This window comes from Segeticoccus sp. (assembly GCF_035708005.1).
The window spans coordinates 1-12,757 of the sequence record NZ_DASSTI010000088.1; the positions used below are offsets into that span (position 1 = coordinate 1).

Below are 12,757 nucleotides of genomic sequence, written 5' to 3' on the forward strand. Positions count from 1 at the left end.
TGAGGGCAGCCTGCTTCGCTCGGAGGACCACACCCGGGACGCCACGCACGTCATCCCCATGGGGAATTACGTGATCGCCCCGGTGGGGAATTACGTGATCGTCAACCCCTGCTCACTGGGGAATTTCGTGATCGCTGACAGGCCACTCGGCCTCGCGACCCCGCTACCCAGGCGAAGAGGGTGCCAGGCATGTACCCAGCACCCTCGTCCTCGCTCATCCGGTCTCCGATTTCTTGTGCCCCCGGCGTGCCCCCGGCCTTCAGGTCACGCTTCGTCGGTGCCGAATTGTGTTGTCCTGCAATGGCTGCACCAGCGCGACGCACGCAGCGTCGCCTCTCCTAAAGCGGGTGTCGCAGGTTCGAATCCTGCCGGGGGCACCGACAAAACCGCAGGTCACAGGCCTGCAGACGCCGACGGCGACGCGTCCGATTCTGCGGTTGGCCCTATTTTGGCCTGACGAGCGCGAGCCCGGGCCTCGCTCAACCGGCGCGTGGGTGGCGACGGCGGCCGCGTCGTACCACTCGCGACGCATGTTCCGCACCCGCAGCGGCGCCCTCGTTCGGACGAACAAGGTTCGTCCGCTCCCTTCCCCGTCAGACGATTGGCCAGCGGCTCCGACAGGAACGTCGGGAAGGGCGCGCTGCGTCGCTGGTGGTCCTTCGGCGACGACATTCAAGCGGTCGTTGCCCTTCATGACCGACTCCTCGATCCGGAACCGCCTCCGCCGCAGGCCGACGTGCCGCACCTGCAGAGCGGCCAGCTCCCCGATCCGCAGCCCGCAGTACCCGAGCACCAGGGCAATGTCCCCGCGTTCCCCGGGTCTGGCCGGATCAGCGCTCGCCACGGCCACGGCTGCAGCACTGCTGGACGGCAGTGCGGGGCTGCGCAAGCTCGGCAGCCGACTCACCGCTGGCGCATCGGCTGGTTGTGGTGGCTGCTCGTCGCCGGCACGCTCAGCCTGGCCTCGCTCGGCGCCCTCGCGGCCAATGAAGTCGGTGACGAGACCGGCCGGCGCGACTTCGCCGTCGAGCACTGCTGTACCGACACAGCCTCACCTGGACCGCGCTCGCGGTCGGTGCCGGCCGGGCTGGATGGCGCCCGCCCTCCTCCTTCTTCGTGGACAGCTTCCGCTCGACGGACGTGTTGGCGGTCGGCTGGTTCGCCGGGCTACCGGCAGGTTCTGTGATCATGACGCTCTTCTACCGCCAGGGGGACCACAGCATCCTGCTGGCGGCTGCCCGGCACACGGCGGACAGCCTCACCTCAGGTACGCAGGCCACGCGCGCAGTGGTCGGGACCGCCACCAGCGCCTTCGTCCGTCGCGATCGGCTGCCATGCCGCTGACCCGGCCTGAACCTGATCCGACACGGTTGGCCAGTCTGCCCACAACCTCCCAGTCGCCGAAGATCGCGGTGCTGCCGCATCCCCCGAGCCGTCTGCGACTCGCTGGGCCGCTGAACGGCATGACCGGCGACAGGGTTGAAACGCAACCAGAGCAGCTCAGGCTGAAGCGCCGAATCGGGACGGGCCCTGTCCGAGTCGCAGTTGACGAGCAGGGTGTGGACTGAAAGCGACTTGGACTGGCCGGGTCGCGAGGACAGCAGCCATGCTGACCATCCGGTGCCTCGGCGGAACCTCCCTCTTCCTCTTCGGTACGCCCTTTTAGGGTTGACGCCGGTGTTCGCAGCGGACAACGTCGACACTCCTGGTGCCGCGCGGGCCACTGTCGCGATCTTGCAGGTTCCGCGCCTTTCGTTCCGGGTCCGCTGTTGGCCTGGCGGCTGCATCCCCGACCTCGCCTATGCCGTCGGCAAGCCTCCGCGGATAAGCCAGGACCCGCCGCAGGCGCGCCCTACTCGAGGTCATACCGCAGGATCTAACGCTGACCTGGGGCCGCACCGAACTCAGCGACGGTGATGTGGACCTCGAACACGCTCGTGTCATGGGCACTGGCACGGACCGGTCACGACATGCGCCCCTGAGGCACCGCTGAATGGACGGGCGCCTGACTGGCGCCGGACTGCAGTTGGACGTCCGGCAGGCACCACTGCCATCCATGCTCCGCGCAGCCGCCACTCCCCTGCGGCATCGTGTGCCAGTTCATCGACGCCCGTCAGGCGGTGGCACTCGGCTCGATGGCTTCGATCCGGTCGCGCAGGTTGAGCAGCATCTTCCGCATCATCCAAACGTCGGCAAACTCGAGCAGCGCTGAGAAGAGGATAGTCGGAGACATCCAGCGATACCGCGAACGAACGCGAGTGATGACCCGGGTCCGGCCGTCGACTTCAGTCTCGAGCTGCCAGGTCCATGTGGTGTCCCCCGGGGTTCCCCAGATCATGCTGGTTGGCGGGTCGAGTGAATAGATCCTCATGCCATGGTTGCCATCAGGACTCATAGGTAGGAGTTCGCCACGCTCGGCCTGCTGGAACTCGGGCAGTATCCGTCGTGCGCTGGGGCTACCGAGGTTGTCGAGCCAGTCGTATGAGTACCAGCCGGCGCGATTCACGCCGACCTGCACCAGCCAGGGAAAGATGCGCTCCGCTGGCGCAGCGATGGTGACTGCTCGGGTAGCACAGAAGGTTGGTCGCTGGACTAGGTCGTCACCCGGCAGGTCGCGCGCCACCTCCTCCGGCGTCGCACCCCACGTCAGCTGCCAGGGCCGCAGAAGCCGCAAGTAGGTCAGCACGGCAAGTGGAACAGCGATCGGAGTAAGATACCGCGGCCCCAGGGATGTCGGCCCCATGATTGATACCTCCATTCCTCATGGACCACAACTGCCGGGCTATCGAGGACCACGTCAACACCGGCAACCCCTCGCAGCTCTGCATCCTCACGCACGGTGCAGCGCGGGGCGGCGTCCGACGGGCGGTCCCGGCAGCGGAAGGGCCCTCTGTGGCCGGCCGAACAGGAGCGCCACTCCAACGACGTAAAGTGCGGCGATCACGGGTTCGGCTGGGTCGAACGCCCTCGCCCCTGGGATTCCTGAAGCGCTCTGGGCGAACAGCTCGGCCTGATAGCCGACCTGCTGCAGCAACCCCGCCGCCAGCAGTGCAGCACCGACGGGATGGCCCCACGACGAGCGGCGCCACAGCAGCAGCGCCGCCACGAGATACGCCGGCACCAACAGCACCAGGTCGGCGGCCGCGGACAGCAACGCACCGTATGAGGTTTGCACCAACTGGGCCTCTGGCAGCGCCTGACCGGTGAGGGCGTACCGCCCGAGGTAGAAGGCCCACATGGCCCCCAATCCGACCCCCAGGACTGCGAGCAGGACGCCCGCCGCGCGCTGCCGGGCAACTCCAGACAGGGTACGCGCAAGCTCGTCCCGATCGAGGCGACGCAGGCGCGCCATCAGAGCCACCGACGCCAAGACGACCAGCGTGACGTGAAGCGGGAGCGCGGTCGTCCATCCCAGCCCGAACGCATAGAGCAGGTAGGTGTAGGTGACGTACGCAAGAACCGCCAGCCAGACCAACTGCGCACGCGCCGATCCGTGTCCCGATCGCCAGACAGCGCCCAGCAGGGTCGGCGCGGCTACCGCCAACGAGACAGCGTCGAGACCACGAAACATCGCGGCGACGGACTCCGGCTCCGGGTACAGATCTGCCCGTAAGAGGCCCCACAGGCTCGTGCCCGCCAGCATAGCGCCAACGCCTACCGAAGCGGTGCGCGCGCCGTGGGCGCGGACGCTTGCAACGACTTGCCCGACGACACGACTGGTCACCGCAACAACTCGGCGCGCCAGACCTCGCACCGACTCCCACAAGGTCATCCTGACCACCGCCTTCGCCACTGAGACGAGAGGAACGAATACGGATATTAGCTGCCACGATCACCGCCTCCGTAGGGCCGAAGGTCCCGGCAGCGAGGAGACTGGGCCGCCGCCACAAATCGTGACGCTTGCGCTGGCGCGTGGCTCGGTGCAGCGGGATCCCCGAACGAAGGAGCGTGCCTAATCCAGTTGTTGCTCGACGATGGCGCGAAGTTTCTGGAGTTCACCGCGGTTGTGGACAAGTGGGATAGCGCCGCCGCTCGAACTGACTGTCGGTGAGGTCCAGACCTCCCGCCGCGCGGGTGGAGACAGTGACGATCCGCCGTGATAGCTGGCCCGGAGCGCGGGGTTCAGCAGCGTCGTGAGCTGGTGCGGGCCGAGCACATTGATCGCCAGTTGCGTTCGAGGCCCTCCGACGTGACCTCCCGCACCGGCAGTGACACGGCCGCGTTGCTGACCAGCACATCGAGCGCCGACGACCGCTTGCCGAACGCGGCGCCGAAGGTATGCACCGACGATGGCGAGGACAGATCGACACGCATCACGGTCACCGCCGCCGACCCGATACCGGCGGTGATCTACTGCCTTACCGCCCAGCCCTAACGGAGGCTGCGCGCTGTTGATTCATCCGGGACCCGAGATCCAGCCGAGATCGGCTCTCTGACGCAGGCAATGCCGTCGTTTCCGCCTCCAGGTTCCGCATGGGGCCCGGCGAGCACGCTCGCTCCCGCCGCGCACCGACCACCGGACGAGCCATGTGCGGCTCGCACCGCAGTCCCGGGGTTGCGACTCGGCTCGCTCCGCTCGTGGGCCACGAAGTCAAGTACGTTCTTCTTCGGCCGGTCGATGGAACCTGACCAGCAATCCGCGTCAACGCCCTCACCTGAACTGCAGTTCTCACCGCAAGCGTGCCGTTCGTGGCGGCCTCACCAACAACGACGAAGGTTCCGGGGAACCCAGCCTGTCCGTCCGACTTGCTTGACAGGTTCCGCACCGGGAATGGATTGAACCTGATTCGGGATGGACTTCCGGTCGTGCGGATACCCCTGCCGTAGCCTGATATTTCCAACGGACCGAACTCGAACCCGCGGAGGCTCACATGCCCTACGCCTTGTCGACCACGCTGAACCTCCCGTACGAGCTGGCGGTGGTGCAGACCCGGGCGGCACTCGCAGACCAGGGATTCGGAGTGCTGACCGAAATCGACGTCGCGGCGACCCTGAAGGCCAAGCTCGACGTCGACGTCCCGCCCCAGGTGATCCTCGGCGCCTGCCGCCCGCCGCTGGCCTACCAGGCCCTGCAGGCCGAGCCGTCGGTGGGTGTCCTGCTCCCGTGCAACGTCGTGGTCCGGTCCACGGGGGATCGAGAGACCATCGTCGAGGCCATGGACCCCGAGGTCATGGTCACCGTGGCCGACAGCGAGGCCATCCGCGAGGTCGCGGGGGAAGCCCGCCGGCGGATCAGCGCCGCTCTGGAATCCCTCCACGTCCCGCACTCGTCTCCCGGCAAGCACGACTGATCGGTCAGTCATCGAAGCCCTGCATGAGCCGGTGCATCTGGCGCATGTCGTCCGTGTCGTGCACGGGGTGCATCAGGTAGCTCGCCATCCGGCGCAGCCGTGGGTCCTTGCCGTGCGCCAACTCGTCCCGGCAAAGCCGCACCACCTGCCGGCGCTGCGCAGCGGTGCGTGGGTGCCAGTCCCGCATATGCTGTCCATGGCCCCAGGCCGCGGACCAGCCGGGCATCCGGCGCACCGCGCGGAGGAAGTGCTCGTCGGCTGCGTTGCGCGGGCCTCGTGCCGTCCCGGTCCAGCTTGGGGGACTATCGGCCGCCCTGCTCGAGGCACTAGTCGGGAGTCCCGCCGGTGACCCGGCGGTCGAGTCCCCGCAGGCGGCGACACCACCGGCGAGCAGTGCGGTGAGGACCAAGGCAGCAGCCGTACCCTTCATCTCAGATCACCTCCCCTTCATCGTCTGCGCGCGCTGGGCCGGTGTGCAGGGACCAAGGACCCTGCTGCGGGAGGGCGCCGCTGCACCAGGTTGTGGGCATCGTTGGAAGCGGTGAGCCGGTGAGCACACTGAGATGGGTCGGCTTCGGCGTCATGGCGGCGGTCGGGAGCTGCGCCGTCCCGTTCTCGTCGGCGAGCGGGCGATGGACCCGGTAGAGCGTTGGCCCGTCGGCCTCTGCCGGGCGATCGTCTTTCCCCGGGTGGAATTGACACTGTGGGCTGTCCGCCGTCTGGACCTCGGATCAGGCCACGTCACGGTCACTACGTCGTTCCGCTCGTATGTGGCCTGGCGCAGGCCATCGAATGGCAGTAAAGGAATGCATGGGAGAACCGACACGGACCTTGGCCTTGTGCTCCTCCCCGGGTGACCAGCGTCCTCGACCGGTCGGTGCGCGGACAGGGTCCAACGTTGCCCACACGGCCATTGCGCCAGTCACCAAAGGACGGGACCAAGGGCTCATCGCTAAAGAGCGGATCCGGGGCACAGTGACGGTGACTGAACTGGAGTGCCCGAGATGAACGCCGCGTCGAACGATCAACCGCCTGTCGTCGTAGGATACGCCGGTCGTGACAGCGACACGGCACTGGAGGGGGCCACGGCTGGGGCCGACCGAAGGCACCTGCCGCTCCGAGCCGTCCACGCCTACTTCACGGCTCCAAAGTACGTGTGGGTCCACCCGATGCTGGCCGATGACGATGCTGGCCGATGACATGGAGCAGGAGGCGCTGAGGGGCGCGACCGCGTTCGTCACCGAACTTGGCCAGAGGGTTAGGGAGATGCACCCGGACACCCCCCTCGTCGCCATACTGGCGCCCACCACACCGGGTGAGGCGCTGATCCCGGCCTCGGGAGAGGCCAGCATGCTCGTGGTCGGGCACGGGCGACACCCGGTGGCCCGAACTCTGGGATCAACGGCCGCGGCAGTGGCCGTGCATGCCAAGCGCCCCGACGTGGTGCTCCCCTCGACTCCGGAGCCGGTGGCGGCTCAGGACGTTGGCCCGGTGGGCGGCACACTACCCGCAGGTGAAGACCGAACCCGAGGTGACGCGGATGCGGCCGGCCAAGGCGCTCGTCGAGGCCAGCGGCGGCGCCGAGCTCGTCGTCGTCGGCAGCCGCGGCCGTGGTGGCTTCTCCAGGCTGTTCCTGCGCTCGCTCGGCCGACAGGTGCTGCACCTCGCGCACTGCCCGGTGGCAGTCGTCCGCCGGAGACAATGGGTGCATCGGTCGGGCCGGATTGTGGCCCTGTTCATGACGTTGCGATGTCGTGCAGGCCGGGCAGTCACGGCGCGCTCATCGGCGACAGGACAACGCTTCCACGAAGGAGTGAGCAGCGCATGCCATCACACCATGAACTCGCCGTGGTGGTCGGAGTCGACGGGTCACCACAGGGCCGTGCCGCCCTCGAGTGGGCTGTCGATGACGCACGACAGCGCGGTCTCGGGCTGCACATCCTGCACGCGCGGAGCACGGGAGCCTGGTGGCCCCCCGCCGGCGTCATCCCGGACGAGCTGTCCGACGCCGGCGGCAAGCTCCTGCGCGACCATGTCCGTCGGGCGCAGGAGCTCGCCCCCGGGCTGCCCGTCAGCACCGAATACGCCGGGAGCGGTGCTGCGGAGGCGCTGGTCCGGTCGTCCGACCGGGCCGACACAGTTGTGGTGGGTGCCCGTGGCCTCGGTCAGCTGCGAGGCGCCGTCCTCGGCTCCGTCTCGGCACAGGTGACCACGCACGCCCGCTGCCCAGTGGTCGTCGTCCGCGAGCCCTCCGTCCACCGTCGTGGCACTGTGCTGGTCGGCGTCGACGGAGCCGCCTCCGGTGCCGCCGCCGAGTACGCCTTCCTGCAGGCCGCCGCTCGCCTTGCGCCGCTCACCGCCGTGTATGCCTGGTGGCTCGACCCGGTCGGCGGCCTGGAGGGGTTCGTGCCCACCGAGGAGGTGCGCGCCAGCTTCCTGCGCGAGGCGGACGACGCAGTCTCCGCGGTGCTGGCGCCGTGGCGCGAGAAGTACCCGGACGTGCCGGTCCGACACGAGATCGTGCGCGCGGTCCCGGCCGAGGTCTTGGTGGAGCGGTCGACCGAGGCGGCGCTGCTCGTGGTCGGCAGCCGCGGCCGGGGCGGGTTCAGCGGGCTCCTGCTGGGTTCCGTCAGCCGCCGGGTGCTGCACCAGGCGCACTGCCCGGTCACCGTCGTCCACAGCTGAATCCCCGGCCCGGTCAGCTCCACCGCTACTTCGAAGGTGGCGCCAGTCAACGCCCGGCCTGGTGTCCGCGGTGCCCGTCGGCGCCCATGTCAGCAGCTCGCAGGGCATCGGAGACCAACCGTTGCCCGCTGATAATGGTTTGCTCGAGGGTCGTCGTGGCCGCATCGATGTTGCCCGACTCCAACGACCACTTGGCGGCCGCCATCCCCTGGATGAGGGAGTCGTTGACCTCCACGGCCTGCCGATGACGCACCTCGGCGATCGCGAGCAACCGGCGCTCGTCGTCAGCTCGTTTGAGTCGGTCGGCGGCATCACCGATCAGGACGCCGAGGAAGAGCAACGGGCCGACCCGAGACAACCACCCAACCTGCGACAGGTCGACGTTGTCGAGCCAGGCCCAGAGTCCGATGAGGCCCGAGGCCCCCAAGCCAGCAAGCAGCCCAACTCGAGTTCCGAACGTCAGGGCGAGCAGGCTGATCGGGAAGACGAGCAGAATCAACAGCGCGTCGGTCGCGTCGCCGATGAGCAGACGGAGGGCGAACACCAGCGCGTACATCGCGACGCTGGCGCCGACGGTCAGAGCGGGCCGCTGACGGAACCACGGTCCGTGCCCGTCCGGAGTCGCCTTTGGTCCGGCTCGCCGGCTCACATCAGTAGTCTGCCCGGCTGAAGCCGGGGATGGACGCCTCGGCTTGGAAGGGTGCGCCGTCCTGATGGACGTCCGTCTGGATCGGTCAGGCGACACGGACTCGCTCCCCCAGTCGAGGTATGACGGCGATGGCACTTGTCTCTTTGCGGACTCGCTCGGCCAAGGACTCTGCAGCGTGTGGCTCCGCGTGGTTGATGAACACGGTCTGGGGCTCGTCGGGCAGTTCATGAAGCCAGCCGACCAACTCGTCCGCGTCTGCGTGGACCGAGAAGCCCTCATCACATGCGACCTCGGCGCGCACGGCAACGTAGGTGCCGCTGATCTTCACCTCTCGGGCGCCCTCCTTGAGAGCCCTGCCACGGGTTCCGCTCGCCTGATAGCCAGTGAGCAGGACTGTATTGCATGGATCGGGAAGCATGGACCGAAGGTGGTGCACCACTCGACCGCCGTCGGCCATGCCGGATGCCGAGACGATGATCCGTGGTGTGTGGGACCGGTCGAGGGCTCGGGATTCATCGGCGGTCCTCGCCAGCTGCCAGCGGGGCATCGAGTCCAGGACGGCCTCGCCGTCCTCGACCAGCTCGCCGTCGGCGACCGGGCTGCGGTACACCTCGAGCACCTGCATGGCCATGGGGCTGTCGAGATGGATGGGGACATCGGGAATCTGGCGACGCGCCCGCAGTCGCCCCAACGCCTCGAGGACCAGTTCGGTGCGGTCAACGGCGAATGCGGGTATCAGCACTGATCCGCCTCGCTCGACGGTACGGCGGATGCACGCCGCCATCTCATCGTGCTCGAGATCTGCCGGCGGATGCATCCGGTCACCGTAGGTTGCTTCCAGCACTACGTGTCGCGCAGCCGGCGGCCGCGGACGTGGTCGCAACAACGGATGGTGAGGGCGCCCGAGGCCGCCGGAGAACAGCACGGACGTGTCTGCCATCTCCAAGAGCGCGCTGGAGGAACCCAGGACATGGCCAGCACGCACGAGTGTCAACTGGCCGCCGAAATCCAGGATGGTCTGGGTGTCGTAGGCCGTGGCTCTCAGGGCCGAGATCGCGCGGTCGGCATCTGCGGCGGTGTAGAGAGGCAGTGGAGGGTCATGTCGCGAGTACCCGGACGTCCGCGCGTACTCGGCCTCGGCCTCGAGGAGGTGCGCGCTGTCGCGCAGCACGATCGGAACCAGTGCCGCGGAGCCTGGGGTGCACCACGTGGGTCCGACGAAGCCCAGGCGGACCAGCGCCGGCAGGTATCCACAGTGGTCGAGGTGGGTGTGGGTGACTATCACATCCTCGATGGTGGACGCGGCGATCGGGAACCGCTCCCAGTTCAGTCGACGCCAGTGCCGCTCGCCTTGGTACAGTCCGCAGTCGATCAGCGCTCGGCGTCGATCGTGCTCGACGAGGGTCTTGCTGCCGGTGACCGTGCCGGCGGCACCCATGAAGGTCAGGATGACGCTCATGCCCGTCCACCTCCTCTGGCGCCAGATGATTGCCGCTGGGACTCGCACGTCGGACGCGCTCACACCGAACCTGCTTGGTCCAGCCTCAAGCCTTGCCCTTCTGGACGACTGGAGGGAGGGACGAACGTCCCGCAGCCGGGACCCACGAGACCGCATACCGTGGTCGCGGCGAAGGGAACGTCGATCACCTACTTCTTGGCAGTCCTCACCGCTGTCGCGAACGCGACGGCAAACGTGCTCATGCGCACGGCCACCCGAGACTTGCCGTCCGAACGGCAGTTTCGCGTCGGCATGTTCTTCGACCTTGCACGCCGTCCACTCTGGCTCACCGGGCTTGGCGTCTCCTTGACGACCTATCCCCTCGGAGCTCTCGCCCTCGGCACCGGCCAGCTCGGCGTGGTCCAGCCGATCCTGGTCCTGGAACTCCCCCTCACGCTCTTGGGCGCTGCCCGAGTTTTCGGCTCCCGGCTCGGCCTCCGGGACTGGGTCGGGGTGGCCGCCATGACCGTCGGGCTGACCGGACTGATCGTCTTCCTCCTGCCGCATGGCGGCGATCCGCGGACCGTGACCAGCCACACGTGGCTCATCGCATCGGCGTGCGTGGTCGCGCTGATCGTGCCGCTTGTGGTCCTCGGCCGGATGGTCCCGCTGCCAGCCGCTCGGGCGGCCTATCTCGGGGCTGCCAGCGGACTGGCTTATGGCCTGAGCGCGGCCTACACCAAGGGCATGACCATGGAGTTCACCGCGGGCGGCGTTCAGGCCGTCATCGCTACGTGGCAGCTTTACGCATCGATAGTCGCCGGCGCCGCCGCCACCTGGCTGCTGCAGAACGCCTATGCGGCCGGAGAACTGGCGGCGGCGCAGCCCGGTGTCACGCTGCTCGACCCCGCGGTGGCGATGGTGTGGGGCGTGGTCGTCTTCCACGAGCAGACCCGAGGTGCCGCGTTCGTCCCTTGTGCCCTCGCGGCGGCTGTGCTGATGGCCGCCGGGGCCATCACCCTCGGGTTCTCCCACCAGCTTGGCGTCCTCCACAGAAGCGATGGCGCTGCCCGAGGGCGAAACTGACAGGCGAAGATCCCGCCCGACGACGACGGATGAGACCACCTCCACGTCGGACGCCCCGAGCAACACCCGATTCGACACGGACCCACCTTGCCTGACCGGGATGGGCCGTAGCCCGACTCCGAGCGGCTACAACACGTCATCTCCAACCGTCACACGGACCCGGTGACGCGCCATCAACTCGGAGAGCGGCAGCGCCTCCCACCAGCCTGCGCTGTGGTCGTCAAGCGCCTCACCCCTGCCCCGCTCGTCCAGCGTCCGCTGAGCCGCGGACACGGCCTCGAAGAGCATCTCGTTGATGTCTACACCGGCGTCATACTCACGCACCAACACGGCAGTGACCGACCCGACGTCGTCCGCCAGTGACTCCAGTGACGTCCCGGCAGCCCCGCGAGGGTGGGTGGAGGTGCTCATCACCGGCTCCTTTCCGCCCCCCGTCACTCCCGGCCCCTTGGCCAGCATTATGCGCACAACCTGCGTGAGACAGGATGGGACCAAGGTCCCATCTCTTCACCCTGGCAATTCACCGGCAGCGCCCATTCGGGTACTGCCCGGCCTCGCCGCTCCGCTCGCCGCGTTCGCGCTGCGCCTGCCGCCCCATCGCGGGACCAAGGGCCCGGGTGCAGCGACCTTGACCACGGCAGACTTCGACTGCGCCGAACAGGAGGGAACTGGGATGAACACTTCATCGGTCGACCGGAAACCGGTGCTCGTTGGGTATGCCGACCGCGACAGCGACGCGGCCCTGGAGTGGGCAGCCGCCGAAGCAGACCGGCGCGGCCTGCCGCTGCGTGTCGTGCACGCCTACTCCAGCACCGCCGAGTATCCGTGGGCCTGGAGCTACCCCGTCCCCGCAAGTGAGATCGAACAGGCCCGGGCGGCCCTGCGCGACCAGGCCGAGTCCGTGCTCATCGGCCTCGGCACGCGCGTCGAGGAGGCCCACCCCGGCCTCCCCTTCATCGCCACGCTCGCCAGCACGACCCCCGGCGACGGCCTGGTGACCGCCTCGGCGGAGGCCAGCCTGCTGGTCGTCGGCCACGGCCGTCACCCGGTCGCAGGCTCCTTGGGCTCGACCGCTGCGGCCGTGGCCGCGCACGCCGAGTGCCCTGTCGTGGTGGTGCCTACCGTCACGGACCTAGCTAGGGCTCGGGACGAGGCCGACACCCGGTTCTCCGGTTCGATCGTGGTGGGGCTGGACGACTCGCCGGCGTGTGAGGACGCCCTCGGCTTCGCCTTCCAACAGGCGTCGGCGCGCGGCGCGAAGCTGGTTCCGCTGCACGCGTTCTGGATGGATCCGCAGTTCCTGCCGACGGGGGAACCATCGGACTGGGACAAGATCGACGCGAAGGCACAGGCCGCGGTGGACGTGCTCCTCGCTCACTGGAAGGGCCGCTTCCCGGAGGTCAAGACGGACCCGCAGGTGGCACGGATGCGGCCCGCGGATGCCCTGGTGGAGACGAGTCGGAGCGCCGAGATGGTCGTCGTCGGCAGCCGTGGCCGCGGCGGGTTCTCCGGCCTCCTGCTCGGCTCGGTGAGCCGCAAGGTCCTGCACCGAGCCCACTGCCCGGTGGCAGTCGTCCGCAAGGGACAGGTGCCGGCGTTGCACGACAT

The 12,757-nt window shown here is 68.4% G+C and carries 11 protein-coding genes and 1 pseudogene; 5 read left to right on the forward strand and 7 right to left on the reverse strand.

The features are described from left to right. Positions 1 to 2,113: 2,113 nt before the first annotated feature. The 3 genes from VFL99_RS09490 to VFL99_RS09500 form a co-directional block, all read right to left on the reverse strand. A complete protein-coding gene (locus VFL99_RS09490; RefSeq protein WP_325106105.1) occupies positions 2,114 to 2,686 on the reverse strand; it encodes a hypothetical protein in 573 nt (190 codons plus the stop codon). A 144-nt stretch (positions 2,687 to 2,830) separates the two neighbouring features. After that, complete coding sequence (locus tag VFL99_RS09495; RefSeq protein WP_325106106.1) at positions 2,831 to 3,772, reverse strand: hypothetical protein; 942 nt, start codon at positions 3,770 to 3,772, stop codon at positions 2,831 to 2,833. A 350-nt stretch (positions 3,773 to 4,122) separates the two neighbouring features. After that, positions 4,123 to 4,314, reverse strand: coding sequence for a hypothetical protein (locus VFL99_RS09500; RefSeq protein WP_325106107.1), 192 nt, complete (start codon positions 4,312 to 4,314; stop codon positions 4,123 to 4,125). Between the two features lie 557 nt (positions 4,315 to 4,871). On the opposite strand from VFL99_RS09500, the gene VFL99_RS09505 reads away from it, so the two are divergent. Further along, the gene (locus VFL99_RS09505; protein WP_325106108.1) at positions 4,872 to 5,291 is read left to right on the forward strand and encodes a DUF302 domain-containing protein; all 420 of its coding nucleotides are present in this window, start codon (positions 4,872 to 4,874) and stop codon (positions 5,289 to 5,291) included. 4 nt (positions 5,292 to 5,295) lie between these two features. Here the strand turns inward: VFL99_RS09505 and VFL99_RS09510 are convergent, their stop codons facing one another. Then, complete coding sequence (locus VFL99_RS09510; RefSeq protein ID WP_325106109.1) at positions 5,296 to 5,478, reverse strand: hypothetical protein; 183 nt, start codon at positions 5,476 to 5,478, stop codon at positions 5,296 to 5,298. Positions 5,479 to 6,714: 1,236 nt separating this feature from the next. Between VFL99_RS09510 and VFL99_RS09515 the strand changes: the two are divergent. Together VFL99_RS09515 and VFL99_RS09520 are read left to right on the forward strand one after the other, a co-directional pair. After that, positions 6,715 to 6,972 (forward strand): annotated as a pseudogene (locus tag VFL99_RS09515) (universal stress protein); the annotation flags it as partial. 143 nt (positions 6,973 to 7,115) lie between these two features. Further along, on the forward strand, positions 7,116 to 7,976 hold the full coding sequence (locus tag VFL99_RS09520) for a universal stress protein (RefSeq protein WP_325106110.1): 861 nt from the start codon (positions 7,116 to 7,118) through the stop codon (positions 7,974 to 7,976). A 46-nt stretch (positions 7,977 to 8,022) separates the two neighbouring features. On the opposite strand, the gene VFL99_RS09525 is transcribed toward VFL99_RS09520, so the two are convergent. Together VFL99_RS09525 and VFL99_RS09530 are read right to left on the reverse strand one after the other, a co-directional pair. Beyond that, the gene (locus VFL99_RS09525; RefSeq protein ID WP_325106111.1) at positions 8,023 to 8,625 is read right to left on the reverse strand and encodes a hypothetical protein; all 603 of its coding nucleotides are present in this window, start codon (positions 8,623 to 8,625) and stop codon (positions 8,023 to 8,025) included. Between the two features lie 85 nt (positions 8,626 to 8,710). Continuing rightward, the gene (locus VFL99_RS09530) at positions 8,711 to 10,084 is read right to left on the reverse strand and encodes an MBL fold metallo-hydrolase (protein ID WP_325106112.1); all 1,374 of its coding nucleotides are present in this window, start codon (positions 10,082 to 10,084) and stop codon (positions 8,711 to 8,713) included. Between the two features lie 159 nt (positions 10,085 to 10,243). On the opposite strand from VFL99_RS09530, the gene VFL99_RS09535 reads away from it, so the two are divergent. Further along, positions 10,244 to 11,149, forward strand: a complete 906-nt coding sequence (locus VFL99_RS09535) for a DMT family transporter (protein ID WP_325106113.1) — start codon at positions 10,244 to 10,246, stop codon at positions 11,147 to 11,149. A 126-nt stretch (positions 11,150 to 11,275) separates the two neighbouring features. Here VFL99_RS09535 and VFL99_RS09540 read toward each other — a convergent pair whose 3' ends face one another. Next, a complete protein-coding gene (locus VFL99_RS09540; protein ID WP_325106114.1) occupies positions 11,276 to 11,560 on the reverse strand; it encodes a hypothetical protein in 285 nt (94 codons plus the stop codon). Between the two features lie 262 nt (positions 11,561 to 11,822). Between VFL99_RS09540 and VFL99_RS09545 the strand changes: the two genes are divergently transcribed. Next, positions 11,823 to 12,757, forward strand: a 935-nt coding sequence (locus VFL99_RS09545) for a universal stress protein (protein ID WP_325106115.1), incomplete at its 3' end; no start/stop codon positions are given.

What these genes read in the sequence shown, in the direction of transcription:
- VFL99_RS09495 (WP_325106106.1), bottom strand. Translation starts at nt 3,772, where the DNA reads ATGACCTTGTGGGAGTCGGTGCGAGGTCTGGCGCGCCGAGTTGTTGCG.
- VFL99_RS09500 (WP_325106107.1), bottom strand. Translation starts at nt 4,314, where the DNA reads ATGCGTGTCGATCTGTCCTCGCCATCGTCGGTGCATACCTTCGGCGCC.
- VFL99_RS09505 (WP_325106108.1), top strand. Translation starts at nt 4,872, where the DNA reads ATGCCCTACGCCTTGTCGACCACGCTGAACCTCCCGTACGAGCTGGCG.
- VFL99_RS09510 (WP_325106109.1), bottom strand. Translation starts at nt 5,478, where the DNA reads ATGCGGGACTGGCACCCACGCACCGCTGCGCAGCGCCGGCAGGTGGTG.
- VFL99_RS09520 (WP_325106110.1), top strand. Translation starts at nt 7,116, where the DNA reads ATGCCATCACACCATGAACTCGCCGTGGTGGTCGGAGTCGACGGGTCA.
- VFL99_RS09530 (WP_325106112.1), bottom strand. Translation starts at nt 10,084, where the DNA reads ATGAGCGTCATCCTGACCTTCATGGGTGCCGCCGGCACGGTCACCGGC.
- VFL99_RS09540 (WP_325106114.1), bottom strand. Translation starts at nt 11,560, where the DNA reads ATGAGCACCTCCACCCACCCTCGCGGGGCTGCCGGGACGTCACTGGAG.